A 13,440-nucleotide genomic window follows, 5' to 3' on the forward strand; every position below is an offset into this window, starting at 1 on the left:
GGGGAGCTGGCGAACGTATGTGAGCCTGAGAGGGCTAGCCCGTTCGAGTGAGAAGTATTTCTTTGTGGGAAAGGAAGATCATTATGCAGTATCAAGAAGTTGCGGGCGGCATCTGCGCGCCCAAGGGCTTTGCAGCGGCTGGCGTGCACTGCGGCATCCGCGCAAACCATGCAGAAAAATACGATCTGGCACTTATCAAGGCGGACGTGCGCTGCGCCGCCGCCGGTGTGTATACCACCAACAAGGTCTGCGGCGCACCCATCAAGGTGGACCGCGCCCACCTGAAGGACGGCTACGCACAGGCGATCATCGTGAACAGCGGCAACGCCAACACCTGCGCCGCCAACGGCGTGGCTCTGGCCGAAGAATGCTGTGAGCTGGTGGGCAAGGAGCTGGGCATCGACCCGCAGGACGTTCTGCCCGCCTCCACCGGTGTCATCGGTCAGCCCATGGTCATCGACCCCTTTGCCCGGGGCATTCCCGCCGCCGCCGCAAAGCTGGCTGCGGACGAGCAGGGCAGCACCGATGCCGCCACCGCCATCATGACCACCGACACCCACAAAAAGGAATACGCCATCCAGTTCGAGCTGGGCGGCAAGACCTGCACGGTGGGTGCCATTGGCAAGGGCAGCGGCATGATCGCCCCCAACATGGCAACCATGCTGGCCTTCTACACCACCGATGCCGCCGTCTCGCCCATCCTGCTGGAAAAGGCCCTCAAGACCGTGGTGCCCGGCACCTACAACCAGATGAGCGTGGATCTGGACACTTCCACCAACGATACCTTGATCATCATGGCTTCCGGCCTTGCAGGCAACCCGGAGATCTGCGAGGAGAACGCGGACTACGAAGCCTTTGTTGCCGCGCTCACCGCCATTGCAGAGCACATGTGTGCCGAGCACGCCGGTGACGGCGAGGGTGCCACCCACCTCATCACCTGCGAAGTGACCCACGCCCCCGACCTGAAGACCGCCCGTGCCGTCAGCCGCAGCGTGGTGTGCTCCAACCTGTTCAAGGCCGCAGTGTTCGGCCGCGATGCCAACTGGGGCCGCATCCTGTGCGCCATCGGCTATACCCCCGGCGATTTCTCCATTGATAAGGTCTGCGTGTGGCTTTCCAGCAAGGCCGGTGAGGTGTATGTGTGCGAAAACGCCGCCTACCACCCCTACAGCGAGGACGAAGCCGCCAAGGTGCTGGCTGAGCACGATGTGCTGGTCAAGGTGGACATGGGCACCGGCGATGCATCCGCCAAGGCATGGGGCTGCGATCTGACCTACGATTACGTCAAGATCAACGGCGATTATAGAACTTAATGGAACTCCCCCAGTCGCCTGCGGCGACAGCCCCCTCACGGAGGGAGCCTGAAAGCCTCCCTCCTTGAGAAAGACTCCCCCGGCCGGGGGAGGTGGCACGAAAGTGCCAGAAGGGGAATGGGTGGCATCGCGTAGCGATGACGGAAGGAGTTCGTCTGGTGGAAAACGAATGCCGGAGCAAGCGTGCTGGCGGCAAGGAGAGTATATGAAAAACGAAGAAATGGCGCGCCTTTTCTCTGAGGCGACACCCTACATCCAGAAGTATCACGGAAAGACCATGGTGGTAAAGTACGGCGGCAATGCCATGATCAACGAAGAACTGAAAAATGCCGTCATGAACGATCTGGTCACCCTTACCCTGCTGGGTGTGCGCGTGGTGCTGGTGCACGGCGGCGGCCCGGCCATCAACGAGATGCTGAAGAAAGTGGGCGTGGAGAGCCATTTCGCAAACGGTCTGCGCGTGACCGACGATGCCACCATGGAGATCGTGCAGCAGGTGCTGGCCGGTAAGGTGAACAAAGATCTGGTGGCAAAGCTGCGCGGCCGCGGCGTGGGCCTGTGCGGCATGGATGGTCAGATGCTGCGCTGTACCGAGCTGGACCCCCAGCTGGGCCATGTGGGCGAGATCGTGCATGTGGACGCTACCCTGATCGCAAGCCTGCTGGACGGTGGCTTCATCCCCGTGATCGCCACGGTGGGCATGGACGATCTGGGTCAGGCCTACAACGTGAACGCCGACACCGCCGCTGCGCAGATCGCGATTGCGCTGAAAGCGGAGAAGCTGGTATCCATGACCGATATCGCGGGCCTGCTGCGGGATAAGGACGACGAGAGCACCCTCATCCCCGAGGTGGAGGTGTCCGAGATCGAGGGCTATAAGTCCGCCGGCATCATTGCGGGCGGCATGATCCCCAAGATCGGCGGCATGGCCGATGCCATCTATCAGGGCGTGCACGAGGCGGTCATCATCGATGGACGCGTGCCCCACTCCATCCTGCTGGAGCTGTTCTCCAACCGCGGCTCCGGCACCCGCTTTTACCGCCGCAGCCACCGCGAATAAGCATTGCGCCGGTGCCGTGCAGGCGGTATAATAAGAAAAATGACCCTCTCAAGCCTTTGCCAGCATTTTCTGGCGCGAAAGCGCCTGAGAGGGTTTTCTGTTCGCAGTTTCTGTTCACAGGAGGGTACACCTATGGATTCTGAAAAAGTCATCAAGCGGGACGGCGAATACGTCCTGCACACCTATAACCGCAACCCTATTGTGCTGGAAAAAGGCCACGGCCTGCGCGCCGCAGGCCCCGAGGGCCAGCAGTATCTGGATTTTACCAGCGGCATTGGCGTGAACAGCCTTGGCTACTGTGATCTGGACTGGGCCGAAGCCGTCTCCGAGCAGGCCCACAAGCTGCAGCATACCTCTAACCTTTACTACACCGCGCCCTGCGGCAAGCTGGCCAAAAAGCTGTGTAAGCGCACCGGCATGAGCAAGGTGTTCTTTGGCAACTCCGGTGCCGAGGCCAACGAGGGTGCCATTAAGGCCGCGCGCAAGTACAGCGTGGACCACTACCGCAAGGACCGTACCACGGTCATCACGCTGGTGAACAGCTTCCACGGCCGCACCATCGCCACCCTGACCGCCACCGGTCAGGAAGTATTCCACAACTACTTCGGCCCCTTCAATGAGGGCTTCCTGTATGCTCCGGCAGGCGATATCGAAGCGCTGGAGGAGCTGGTGGACCGCACAACCTGCGCCGTGATGCTGGAACTCATTCAGGGCGAGGGCGGTGTGATGGCGCTGGACCCGGACTACGTGCAGGCCGTGCGCAAGCTCTGCGACGAAAAAGACCTTGTGCTCATCGTGGACGAGGTGCAGACCGGCGTGGGCCGCACCGGCACCTTCCTGTGCTGCGAGCACTACAACCTCAAGCCGGACGTGGTCACGCTGGCCAAGGGTCTGGGCGGCGGCCTGCCCATCGGCGCAGTGCTGATGAACGAAAAGGTGGCCGAGGGCATGGGCCCCGGCACCCACGGCTCCACCTTCGGCGGCAATCCGGTGGTCTGCGCCGGTGCCAATGTGGTGGTGGACCGCATGGACCAGAGCTTCCTTGCCAATGTCAACGAGCGCGCCGTCCAGCTGCGCGCAGGCATCGCAAAGCTGCCCCATGTCAAGAGCATTTCCGGCATCGGCCTGATGGTGGGCATCGAGTTCTACGACCTCAAGGCCGCAGATGTGCTGGCCGCCTGCCGCGAAGCGGGCCTGCTGGTGCTGACAGCCAAGACCCGCCTGCGTCTGCTGCCGCCGCTGACCCTCAGCGAGCACGATGTGGACATGGCGCTGGAGATCCTGAGCAATGTGCTGGGCAAGATGGAGCCGACGGCTCCGAAGGAGCAGGCATGAAAAATCTGCTGAGAATGAGCGACCTCTCCCCTGCCGAGCTGACCCACATTCTGGATGTGGCCGATCAACTCAAGGCACAGCAGCAGCTGGGCGGCACGGCCCCGCTGCTGGCAGGAAAGACGGTTGCCCTGATGTTCTCCAAGGCATCCACCCGCACCCGCACCAGCTTTGAGGTGGGTGTGTACCAGCTGGGCGGTCTGGGCAACTACATGAACACCGCCGAGCTGCAGGCCGGGCGCGGCGAGCCCCTCAAGGACACCGCCCGGGTGCTGGGCCGCTACTACGACTGCGTGGTGTGGCGCACCTACCGCCAGAGCGATCTGGAAGAGTTTGCCGAGCTGGCCGGTGTGCCGGTGATCAACGGCCTGACGGATTACGCCCATCCCTGCCAGGTTCTGGCCGACCTGATGACCATTCGGGAGCGCCGGGGCAGCCTTGCGGGCCGGAAGCTCTGCTTTGTCGGCGACGGCAGTAGCATGGCAAACAGCCTCATCGTGGGCGGACTGCTGGCTGGGATGCAGGTCACCTGCGTCTGCCCGCAGAGCTACCGCCCGGCGGCGGATGTGCTGATGTTCGCCCACAAGTACGGCAGCGCCTTCCACCTGACCGCAGACCCTGCCGAGGGCATTCAGGATGCCGACGTGGTGGCAACGGCTGTGTGGAACACCGCCAAGCCCGGCACGCCGGAAAGTGAGCAGCGCCTGCGGGATTTTGTGGGCTTCCAGCTCACCGGCAAGCTGCTGGAAAGCGCAAAGCCCGATGTCATGGTGCTGCACTGCCTGCCCGCCCACCGGGGTGAGGAGATCTCCTCGGTGGTGTTCGAGCAGCACGCACCGGAGATCTTCGATGAAGCCGAGAACCGCCTGCACGTGCAGAAAGCCGTGCTGGCCATTCTGCTGGCGGGGAAATAAAAACAGAACGCCAACAGGGCCGCCGCACATCGTTTGTGCGGCGGCCCTGTTTTTTATCGTGGGAGAGTTCGCGGCGGAATAGAGCGCTGGCTGTGCGCTGCGGTGAAATGGCGTCAACCGATATGTTGCTGGTGCTCGTCGCCATAGGTCTCTATGTAGCGGAAGAACAGGTATTCGCACAGCATCAGCAGCTGTACGCGGGACTGCACCTGAATGCCGGAGCACACAAAGTTTGTGGCGTTGACATACAGGTTTTCATCTGCCATGCCGCTGAGAGTATTGCTGCCGAGATTTGTAAAGGAAACCAATGCGGCCCCACGGCTTTTGGCAACCGTTGCAGCGGCAATGATCAGACTTGTTTCGCCGGAAATGGATAGAGCCAGAACCAGATCATCGGAAGTCAGCTGCCGTGCGCTGATATTCATCAGGGTGCTGTCATCGTAACAGAAGGCGGCCTTGCCGATGGTTTGCAGCCGCTTTGCAAGTTCGGAGCCGGGCATCCTGCTGCTGCCTACGGCATACAGCTCAATGCGGCGGCTGCAGTGGATCAGCTCTACGATACGCTCTACGGTCTCCTCCGGAACCATCTCGATGGTTTTGTGGATATCGCGGAAAAAGTCGGTCGGGTGAGATTTTCGCGGCGTTTCCTCCGGCTCAAACAGATCCATGCGCAAAGATGCCTTAAAATCGGAATAACCACTGAAACCGAGCTTCTTGCAAAAGCGGACGACAGAAGCCGGTGAGATGAACAACCGGTCCGCAAGTTCCGTCACCTTGAGATTGGCGATTTCGGTGTGGTTGCGAATGCAGTAAGAAAGAAGCTCATTATCGTTTTTGTTCAGCTGGGGCGTGTGTTCTGCAATGCGGGTGAAAAAGTCCATGATGTCCTCCGGCGGGAAGGCTTTGAAGAAAGTTAGCAGGTGTGAAAATATTTTCAGACTCTGGAATTGTTTCAACTTGGGCAAACTGATTCAAAACTTTCAAAACGCCTTTAAAAAAATGTTTATATCGATTATATTATAGTCACTCTCCAAAGCGCGCGCAAGGGTAAAATCAGAAACATGATCGAAAAACGAATGGGAGGTTTCAAAAATGGAAGGTTTTAAAGTTGTCATTGTTGGCGGTGGTTCCAGTCACACTCCCGGCATTATCCAGAGCCTGATTGCAAATCTTGATCGTTTCCCGCTGAAGAAACTGGTGCTGTATGATATTGATCCGGATCGTCTGGAGCTGGTGGATACCCTGTGCGGTTCGCTGATCGCAAAGCTGGACCCGGAGTGCGTCTACTTCACCACCACAGACCCGGAAAAGGCCTATACCGATATTGATTTTGCTTTTGCTCAGATCCGTCAGGGCGGCATGGAAATGCGCGAAAAGGACGAAAAGATCTCGCTGGAGTTTGGCGTTGTGGGTCAGGAGACCTGCGGCCCCGGCGGCATGGCATACGGCCTGCGTTCCATCCCCGGCGTGTTCCAGGTGATCGACGATGTGCGCAAGTACGCACCCGAGGCATGGATCATCAATTACTCCAACCCTGCTGCGATCGTGGCTGAGGCCACCCGCCGCAAGTACAACAACTATAAGATCCTGAACATCTGCGATATGCCGGTAGCCATCATGCTGTCCTTCGCAAAGATGCTGGGTCTGGAAAAATACAACGATGTGGACCCGGTCTACTTTGGTTTGAACCACTTTGGCTGGTGGACCCACCTGTACGACAAGAGCGGTGTGGACCGTATGCCGGAACTGAAGGAAAAGATCATGAAGTTCGGTCTGGCTGCTTCTCATGATAAGCACCACTCCGATCCTTCCTGGCGCCACACATGGGAAAACTTTAAGGAAATCCTCACCGACTTCCCGGAGTATCTGCCCAATACCTACCTGCAGTACTATCTGTATGCCAAGGAAAGCGCCGAGGATATGGATCCCAACTACACGCGTGCCAACATGGTCATGGATGGCCGTGAGAAGGACATGATCGAGCAGGCAAAGCTGATCCGCGAGAGCGGCGGCAAGAAGGAAGCAAACCTGAATCTGTTCAATGCTTTTGGCGATTTTATTGTGGATGTGGCATGTTCCATTGCCTATAACAATGCGGACCGCTATCTGGTCATTGTGGAAAACAAGGGCTGCATCCCGCAGATGCCGTATGATGCCATGGTGGAAGTTCCCTGCTACCTGCGCAAGTGGGGCCCGGAGCCTGTTACCATCGGCAATATCCCCCAGTTCCAGCTGGGCATGATGATGCAGCAGGTCTCTTCGGAAAAGCTGATCGTGGATGCTTATTTTGAACACTCCTACCAGAAGGCACTGGAAGCATTCACGATGAACAAGACAGTTCCCTCTGCCAAGGTGGCACGCAAGATCCTGGATAAGATGATCGAAGCCAATAAGGGCTACTGGCCTGAACTGCACTGAGACCCGCAGGAGGTAAATCATGGAGAAGAGAGAGAAAAAAGTTACCTTTTCACAGTTCCAGAAACTGGGAAAAGTTCTAATGACGCCTGTCATGATCCTGCCCATCGCAGGTATTCTGGTGGGCATTGGCTCTGCGTTCACGACAAAGAACATTGTGGCACTGTGGCCGGTTCTGGGCAATACCTATGTCAAGCTGTTCTTTAATCTGCTCAAGGCCATGGGCAATACCATTAACTCCTATCTTCCAATCATTTTTGCTGTTTCCGTTGCCATCGGCTATGCGGAAAAGGAAAAGGGCATCGCAGCATTGTCCAGCGTGATCGGTTTCCTCGCCATGAACAATGTGATGAATATCCTGCTGACCAGTCTGGGCATTCTGGACCCTGCGGCGATGAAGACCGGCCAGTCCATGGTCATGGGCATCGCTTCGCTTGACACCGGTGTATTCGGCGGTATTCTGGTGGGTCTGCTGGTTGCAAAGCTGCATAACAAATACTATAATATTCAGCTGCCGCCGGTTCTGGGCATCTTCTCAGGCACAAAATTCGTGCCGATGATCTCGCTGCTGGCCTGCTCTGCGCTGGGTCTGGTAATGTCTGTGGTGTGGCCCTTCGTTCAGACCGGTCTGGGCTTCATGGGCGAGATCATTTATGACACTGGCATGGCAGGCAGTGTGATCTATGGTCTGGCAGAGCGTGCGCTGCTGCCTTTTGGCTTGCATCACTTTATTTACACTCCGTTCTTCTTCACAAACCTTTGCGGTTCCATGGTCATTGATGGCACGCTGTATGAAGGCGCAGTGAACATTTACAACGCCATGCTGGCTTCTCCGGATGCCATGTTTGACGTGAACATTACCCGCTTTATCATGAACGGCAAGGTTATTTTTGCTATGTTTGGTCTGCCCGGTGCGGCTCTGGCCATGTACCATTGCGCAAAGCCGGAGCGTAAGCCTCAGGTCAAGGCGCTGCTGATCGCAGCCATCATCCCCTCCATCTTCACTGGCATCACCGAGCCCATTGAGTACAGCTTCCTGTTTGCGGCTCCGCTGCTGTTCGTGGTGCACGCTGGCTATGCAGGTCTGGCCTACCTGCTGACTTACATCTGCAAGGTGAATATCCCGGGGCCCAGTTCCTTCGGCGGCCCTTTCCTGAGCACGATCTTCAATGGCATCATGCAGGCGGATAAAGGCTCTAACTGGATCTGGGTGTTCATCATTGGCATTCCCTGCTTCTTCCTGTACTATTTCACCTTCCGCTTCATGATCACCAAGTTCAACTACAAGACTCCCGGCCGCGAAGATGATGGCCAGGAGGTCAAGAAGCTGGACAAGAAAATGAGCGACGAGATGATGGCGACCATCATTGAAGGTCTGGGTGGTGCAGACAATATCCAGCATGTGGATGCCTGCTTTACTCGACTGCGCGTCAAAGTCAAAGACAAGGCTCTCGTTATGCCGGATACTGACTGGAAGCAGAAGACGGGTGCAAACGGCGTCGTTCAGGTCGCAGATGGCGTGCAGATCATCTACGGTGCCAAGGCCGATATCTACAAAAACAACCTCAAGAGCGCTCTGAACATGGACTGATTTTTCAGTGCCGGTCAGGGTTTCCCGAATAAACAGCGAGGGCATCTGCCAACGGCAGATGCCCTTTCTGCATACAAAAAAATCAAACCTTTGCCGCACCGCGGTCGAGGATCTTATCGAACCGGGCAAAGAAGGTGATGGTGGTGATGGTGGCGGCCAGAATGTCGCTGACCGGCTCGGCCAGAAACACGCCGAACACCGGGTTCGGCAGAACGTGCGGCAGAATGAAGATGAGGGGGATCAACAGAATGATCTTGCGCAGGCAGGCCAGCAGCAGGCTGACCTTAGCCTGCCCCAGCGCCATAAAGCTTTGCTGGCAGGCGATCTGGAAGCCCATGGCAAAAATGCCCGCCATGTAAATGCGCATGGCCCACGTGGTGTACTGGATCAGTGCGGTGTCCGAGGTGAAAATGCCCGCCACCGCGCCGGGAAACAGCATCATCAACAGCCAGAACAAGCAGGTGTAGGCCCCGCACAGCGTCAGCTGAAAACGGAAGGCTTCCTTGACGCGGGGCTTTTTGCCTGCGCCAAAGTTGAAGCTCATCACCGGCTGTCCGCCCTGACAGATGCCCTGAATGGGCAGCGTGCACAGCTGGGATGCGCTGGTGATGACGGTCATGGCACCCACGGCCACATCGCCGCCGTACCGCGCCAGACTGGAGCTGAAGCTGATGGAAAGCAGGCTCTCGGTGGAGAGCATCACAAAGGTGGAGATGCCCAGAGCCATCACCGGCAGGATGACATTGCGCTCCGGGCGCAGATAGTCCCTGCGCAGGCGCAGGAGGGTCTCTTTGCCGGTGAGAAAGCGCAGGATCCACACCGCGCCCACGGCCTGACTGAGCACTGTGGCAATGGCTGCGCCCCGCACACCAAGTCCGAACCCGAAGATCAGGATGGGGTCGAGGATAATGTTGATCACCGCGCCGATCACGGTGGTAAGCATACTGGTCTTGGCAAAGCCCTGCGTGGTGATAAAAGGGTTCATGCCCAGCACCACCAGCACGAAAACCGAGCCTGCAATGTAGATGCGGCTGTAGCTCAGGGCGTACGGCAGGGTGACATCGCTGGCACCGAACAGCCGCAGCAGCACCGGTGCCCCGGCATAGAAGCCGATGGTCAGCACCACGGCAAAGAACATCAGCACGGTAAAGCTGTTGGAGATGATCTTTTCGGCCCGCTGCCTGTCCCCCTGCCCCAGAGCAATGGCGGTGCGCGGCGCGCCGCCCGCGCCCACCAGCATGGCAAAAGCGTTCAGCAGCATCAGAATGGGTGTGAACAGCCCTACGCCGGTCAGCGCTGCCGCGCCAATGCCCGCAATGTGGCCGATGTAAATGCGGTCCACGATGTTATACAGCAGGTTCACCACCTGCGCCACCACGGCGGGGATCATGAGCTGCAGCATCAGCTTTTTGATGCTGCCGGTGCCCATATCTTGTTTTGCCTGTGCCATTGGAATGCTCTCCTCTGTACTTCAAATTTGAAAAATATCGTTCCTATTATACTCGGCTCCCGCCCAAAAGAACAGCCTTTTTTGCAAAGAAACCGCGCTTTTTGCCCCAAAAACGCAAAACAGCACGGCTGCGTATGGCTTGCAGCCGTGCCGTGCCGTAACGGGAGAAAAGTGTTGACGGGAAACCGCTTTTTTGCTATACTGTAAAGGCTAATATATGGAGATGTATCGAAGCGGTCGTAACGAGAACGACTCGAAATCCAAGTGGATGCTTCGCCAGAGATCTCCATATCACACGGGAGAACGTCAATTTTGATGTCCCGACAGGCTTCAGAACCTGTTTGAACGATGCGTTTTCTAACAATATTCTAGCATTAAATTTCTAAGATTCAAGAGGAAATCGACAATATACAAATTGCAATTTCTTCTTAAAATACAACGTGGAGTAGTACTCAAGTGGTCGAAGAGGCGTGACTCGAAATCTCGTAGGCCCTGCAAGGGGCGCCAGGGTTCAAATCCCTGCTACTCCGCCAGAGCGCACTATCGGACATTTTTTGCTCGATAGTGCGCTTCTTTTTAGGCGTATTAGCTCAGTTGGATAGAGCGTAGCCTTCGCAAGGCTTAGGTCGCGGGTTCGACTCCCGCATACGGACATAATGACGGGAAAGAGCCGTTTGCATATAGATGTTATCTAAAGTCGCTATGAGATTTCATGGCGGCTTTCTTACTTTTTCATTTCTAACAGCTCTGCGATCACGCCAGCAGACCCCTCCTTGCTCTTGTAATCAAGATGCGCATAGATGTCAGCGGTGGTCGAGAAGGTGCTGTGTCCCAGCCACTCCTGAACCTGCTTCATCGATACGCCGTTCATAACCATCAGGCTGGCACAGCTGTGCCTAAGCTCGTGGAAGCGGAAAACAGGGCATTACTCGTGGTAGCGGAAAGCAGAATATGCTATAATGCAGACAGGCTATGGTTTTGCCGTAGCCTGTTTTGCATTAGAAGGAGAGGACTGCGCATGGCACGAAAAAGCCGGAAGCGTCAGACTGTAACGCTGCCACATCTGCATTCAAAGACTGCCGGGTACATCCGTTTGTCTGTCACAGGAAAGGGCGGCGATGATTCCATAGAAAACCAAAAGAAAGTTATTGAGGCATGGGCGCGAGAAAACCAGCATCCCATATCGCGATGGTACATTGATGCAGGATGGAGCGGCAGAACATTCTATAAGCAGGAAATACAACGCATGGATTCCATCATTGAAGCAGCTTCTCTCAAATATGAGGAAGCTACTGATTTCAGCATGAAGCAATATGAAAAGTATGTCATGGGTGAAGGTTCTAAAGAAGCCATTGCGGCTGCACGGCCTGCAAAGGAGCAGGCCGAAGCGGAACTGAACAGGGCGATTGCAGACAAAGAAGCCTATGAAAAACAGTATCAGGTGTTTTTCAAACTGCTGAAAGCTAGCAGAAAGGAAGTCCCGTTGAGCGAGATTATTGATTGTATTGAACGGATCGTGGTTGATGTTGATCGAAAGATTATGGTAAAATGGACTGAGTAAAGAAGAAGGCGCGCGGTCAGATACTCAGAATTGATAAAGCAATTCCCGATACAAACAGCGTAATATGATGGAAAGAAAGAAACCCTTCGGCAGATGTTTGCCAATTCTCACGTCGATATGATTTATGGCTCTGCTGGTACCGGTAATTCTACACTGATTAATCACGACGCCAGATTATAAAGGTGAACGAAATGGGAGTAATCCAAGAATTCTTTAATAATCGAGAGATAGCTATCGGGATTTGGGTTATTATTGGTCTTGCTGTCATTCTCCCTACTAAACCTGCAAGACAATTTATAAAAACTGCTATTCCAATTTTGTTTTGCAAGAAATTTGTGATATTTTACATTGTATTTCTCAGCTTTTTGGGTTTGGTGTTGTTCGCATTAAATTGGGCAGGACTTTGGGATCTCACTTTGTTAAAAGACACTGTCTTTTGGGTATTGTTTGTTGAACTTCCCCTTTTTGCCAAGGCGATTGAGAAAGCAGACGGTGGACGATTCTTTTCAAAGCTAATTCGGGAAAATGTTGCTATTGTAGTTGCAATTGAGTTTTTTGTAGGATTTTGGACTTTCAGTTTAATAACGGAAATTATCCTTATCCCTTTAACAGTTTTGATTTCAGTCCTACAAGTATTGGCTGGACAAGATAAAAAGCACCGATCTGTGAAACGCTTCTTTGATGGTTTGCTGGTACTGTGGGGAATAATACTGTTGATTAATGCAATTTACAGCCTTATCCATGCTCCAAATCAATTTTTAAGTTTTGACACCTTAAAATCACTATTGCTCCCGCTGGTACTGTTAGTGTTCAATCTTCCGGTTGTATATGGATTGGCATTATACAATACTTACGAACAAATCTTCATCAGAATAAAAGGTTCCAAATCAGAACAAAAGAAAATGAAATGGCAAGTAATTCGCTTTTCTGGAATAAACCTTTCAAAAGTATCGGCTATCAGAAAGAGCCTACCAAATACAATTGTTTGTTGTCGAACTTCAAATGACCTACAGATAAATCTTAAAAAACTGGCAAGACGATTGGACTTACAGATAGGAGAAAACTACATGAAACGCTCGCGTTATTATGTATTAGCTTGTATAGCCGGATTGATTCTGAGTTTTATTGGACTCATAGGTGCTAATTCGGATGTGTCCTTAAAAGACCTTGTTACGTTGAATTTTGTATTTGATATACCAAGAATCAAGGAAATTCTGACAAATATTTTCTCTACAATGATTGTTTTCAGTGCAACATTGTTTTTCTTTGCAATTGGTTTTGCAAAAAAGCAGAGAGAAGATGTTTCCCAAATCAAGAAATATGCCTTATATGAGCTTTTGCTATCCGTTAAAATGCAGCATTCTCAACTGGTAGATTACCCTCCTATAGACGAACCCGCGGACTTGTTTTGTGCTTACGTACATAATGTATATGAAGTTCGGGCCGCTTGTGATAAAGTGTTGGCTGCATATGAGAATCTACTAACAACATGGGAGCAAGAAACGTTGAAGAACTTACAGCATTCTGCAATGGTCTTGTCAGAGGACTTTGGCATTTCTGCCGAAAATTTTAGAGAGTATTCTGCTACCCAATTTTGTAATTTTTATGATGAAAAAGTTCGAACTGCTCCGCAGAATGAAAAAATCAATGTATTTACTCACAAGATCAAAACGGATATAGAAAAATACTCAAAACATATTGAGCAGTTTTGCGAGGACTTTAAGCACTATTATTGATCCAATTCAACAGACGATGTCTGTTGCGTTGAATCAACTTGTGTCACTCTTTGCATCGCTCTTGTTGG

At 53.9% G+C, this 13,440-nt stretch carries 10 protein-coding genes, 2 tRNA genes and 1 pseudogene; 10 read left to right on the top strand and 3 right to left on the bottom strand.

The features are described 5' to 3' along the window. The first annotated feature begins 83 nt into the window (after positions 1 to 83). The 4 genes from argJ to argF all read left to right on the top strand — a co-directional run bounded on the left by argJ (position 84) and on the right by argF (position 4,619). Positions 84 to 1,313, top strand: coding sequence for a bifunctional glutamate N-acetyltransferase/amino-acid acetyltransferase ArgJ (argJ, locus tag MTP41_RS08545; protein WP_005938553.1), 1,230 nt, complete (start codon positions 84 to 86; stop codon positions 1,311 to 1,313). 205 nt (positions 1,314 to 1,518) lie between these two features. After that, a complete protein-coding gene (gene argB, locus MTP41_RS08550) occupies positions 1,519 to 2,373 on the top strand; it encodes an acetylglutamate kinase (RefSeq protein WP_005938551.1) in 855 nt (284 codons plus the stop codon). A 132-nt stretch (positions 2,374 to 2,505) separates the two neighbouring features. Next, positions 2,506 to 3,708: an aspartate aminotransferase family protein gene (locus MTP41_RS08555; RefSeq protein ID WP_249235328.1), complete on the top strand. Its 1,203-nt coding sequence runs from the start codon at positions 2,506 to 2,508 to the stop codon at positions 3,706 to 3,708. Then, positions 3,705 to 4,619, top strand: a complete 915-nt coding sequence (gene argF / locus MTP41_RS08560; protein WP_249235329.1) for an ornithine carbamoyltransferase — start codon at positions 3,705 to 3,707, stop codon at positions 4,617 to 4,619. The genes MTP41_RS08555 and argF overlap by 4 nt, the downstream gene beginning before the upstream one ends. A 113-nt stretch (positions 4,620 to 4,732) precedes the next feature. Here the strand turns inward: argF and MTP41_RS08565 are convergent, their stop codons facing one another. Continuing rightward, the gene (locus tag MTP41_RS08565; RefSeq protein WP_249235330.1) at positions 4,733 to 5,500 is read right to left on the bottom strand and encodes a MurR/RpiR family transcriptional regulator; all 768 of its coding nucleotides are present in this window, start codon (positions 5,498 to 5,500) and stop codon (positions 4,733 to 4,735) included. Between the two features lie 211 nt (positions 5,501 to 5,711). Here MTP41_RS08565 and MTP41_RS08570 point away from each other — a divergent pair, with 211 nt between their 5' ends. Together MTP41_RS08570 and MTP41_RS08575 are read left to right on the top strand one after the other, a co-directional pair. Next, on the top strand, positions 5,712 to 7,037 hold the full coding sequence (locus tag MTP41_RS08570; protein ID WP_097774516.1) for a 6-phospho-alpha-glucosidase: 1,326 nt from the start codon (positions 5,712 to 5,714) through the stop codon (positions 7,035 to 7,037). A gap of 19 nt (positions 7,038 to 7,056) precedes the next feature. Then, positions 7,057 to 8,625 carry a PTS transporter subunit EIIC gene (locus MTP41_RS08575; RefSeq protein ID WP_249235331.1) on the top strand — a complete coding sequence of 523 codons (1,569 nt, stop codon included), beginning with the start codon at positions 7,057 to 7,059 and terminating at the stop codon, positions 8,623 to 8,625. Positions 8,626 to 8,707: 82 nt separating this feature from the next. Here MTP41_RS08575 and MTP41_RS08580 read toward each other — a convergent pair whose 3' ends face one another. After that, positions 8,708 to 10,075 (bottom strand): MATE family efflux transporter, encoded by a 1,368-nt coding sequence (locus tag MTP41_RS08580; protein ID WP_249235332.1) that lies wholly within the window; start codon positions 10,073 to 10,075, stop codon positions 8,708 to 8,710. Positions 10,076 to 10,517: 442 nt separating this feature from the next. Between MTP41_RS08580 and MTP41_RS08585 the strand changes: the two genes are divergently transcribed. Next, a tRNA-Ser gene (locus MTP41_RS08585) sits at positions 10,518 to 10,608 on the top strand. A gap of 46 nt (positions 10,609 to 10,654) precedes the next feature. Further along, a tRNA-Ala gene (locus MTP41_RS08590) sits at positions 10,655 to 10,729 on the top strand. A 70-nt stretch (positions 10,730 to 10,799) separates the two neighbouring features. On the opposite strand, the pseudogene MTP41_RS08595 reads toward MTP41_RS08590, so the two are convergent. Continuing rightward, positions 10,800 to 10,988 (bottom strand): annotated as a pseudogene (locus tag MTP41_RS08595) (tyrosine-type recombinase/integrase); the annotation flags it as partial. A 105-nt stretch (positions 10,989 to 11,093) separates the two neighbouring features. Here MTP41_RS08595 and MTP41_RS08600 point away from each other — a divergent pair. Next, a complete protein-coding gene (locus MTP41_RS08600) occupies positions 11,094 to 11,636 on the top strand; it encodes a recombinase family protein (RefSeq protein ID WP_097776843.1) in 543 nt (180 codons plus the stop codon). A gap of 191 nt (positions 11,637 to 11,827) precedes the next feature. Beyond that, positions 11,828 to 13,372 carry a hypothetical protein gene (locus MTP41_RS08605; protein ID WP_097776844.1) on the top strand — a complete coding sequence of 515 codons (1,545 nt, stop codon included), beginning with the start codon at positions 11,828 to 11,830 and terminating at the stop codon, positions 13,370 to 13,372. Positions 13,373 to 13,440 lie beyond the last annotated feature (68 nt).

It is taken from the genome of Faecalibacterium sp. I4-3-84, from assembly GCF_023347255.1.
Classification (GTDB): Bacteria; Bacillota; Clostridia; order Oscillospirales; family Ruminococcaceae; genus Faecalibacterium; species Faecalibacterium taiwanense.

Excerpts from the sequence above, each read along its gene's own strand:
- MTP41_RS08605 (WP_097776844.1), top strand. The coding sequence starts at position 11,828 with ATGGGAGTAATCCAAGAATTCTTTAATAATCGAGAGATAGCTATCGGG.
- MTP41_RS08565 (WP_249235330.1), bottom strand. The coding sequence starts at position 5,500 with ATGGACTTTTTCACCCGCATTGCAGAACACACGCCCCAGCTGAACAAA.
- argF (WP_249235329.1), top strand. The coding sequence starts at position 3,705 with ATGAAAAATCTGCTGAGAATGAGCGACCTCTCCCCTGCCGAGCTGACC.
- MTP41_RS08570 (WP_097774516.1), top strand. The coding sequence starts at position 5,712 with ATGGAAGGTTTTAAAGTTGTCATTGTTGGCGGTGGTTCCAGTCACACT.
- MTP41_RS08555 (WP_249235328.1), top strand. The coding sequence starts at position 2,506 with ATGGATTCTGAAAAAGTCATCAAGCGGGACGGCGAATACGTCCTGCAC.
- MTP41_RS08600 (WP_097776843.1), top strand. The coding sequence starts at position 11,094 with ATGGCACGAAAAAGCCGGAAGCGTCAGACTGTAACGCTGCCACATCTG.
- argJ (WP_005938553.1), top strand. The coding sequence starts at position 84 with ATGCAGTATCAAGAAGTTGCGGGCGGCATCTGCGCGCCCAAGGGCTTT.
- MTP41_RS08575 (WP_249235331.1), top strand. The coding sequence starts at position 7,057 with ATGGAGAAGAGAGAGAAAAAAGTTACCTTTTCACAGTTCCAGAAACTG.
- argB (WP_005938551.1), top strand. The coding sequence starts at position 1,519 with ATGAAAAACGAAGAAATGGCGCGCCTTTTCTCTGAGGCGACACCCTAC.
- MTP41_RS08580 (WP_249235332.1), bottom strand. The coding sequence starts at position 10,075 with ATGGCACAGGCAAAACAAGATATGGGCACCGGCAGCATCAAAAAGCTG.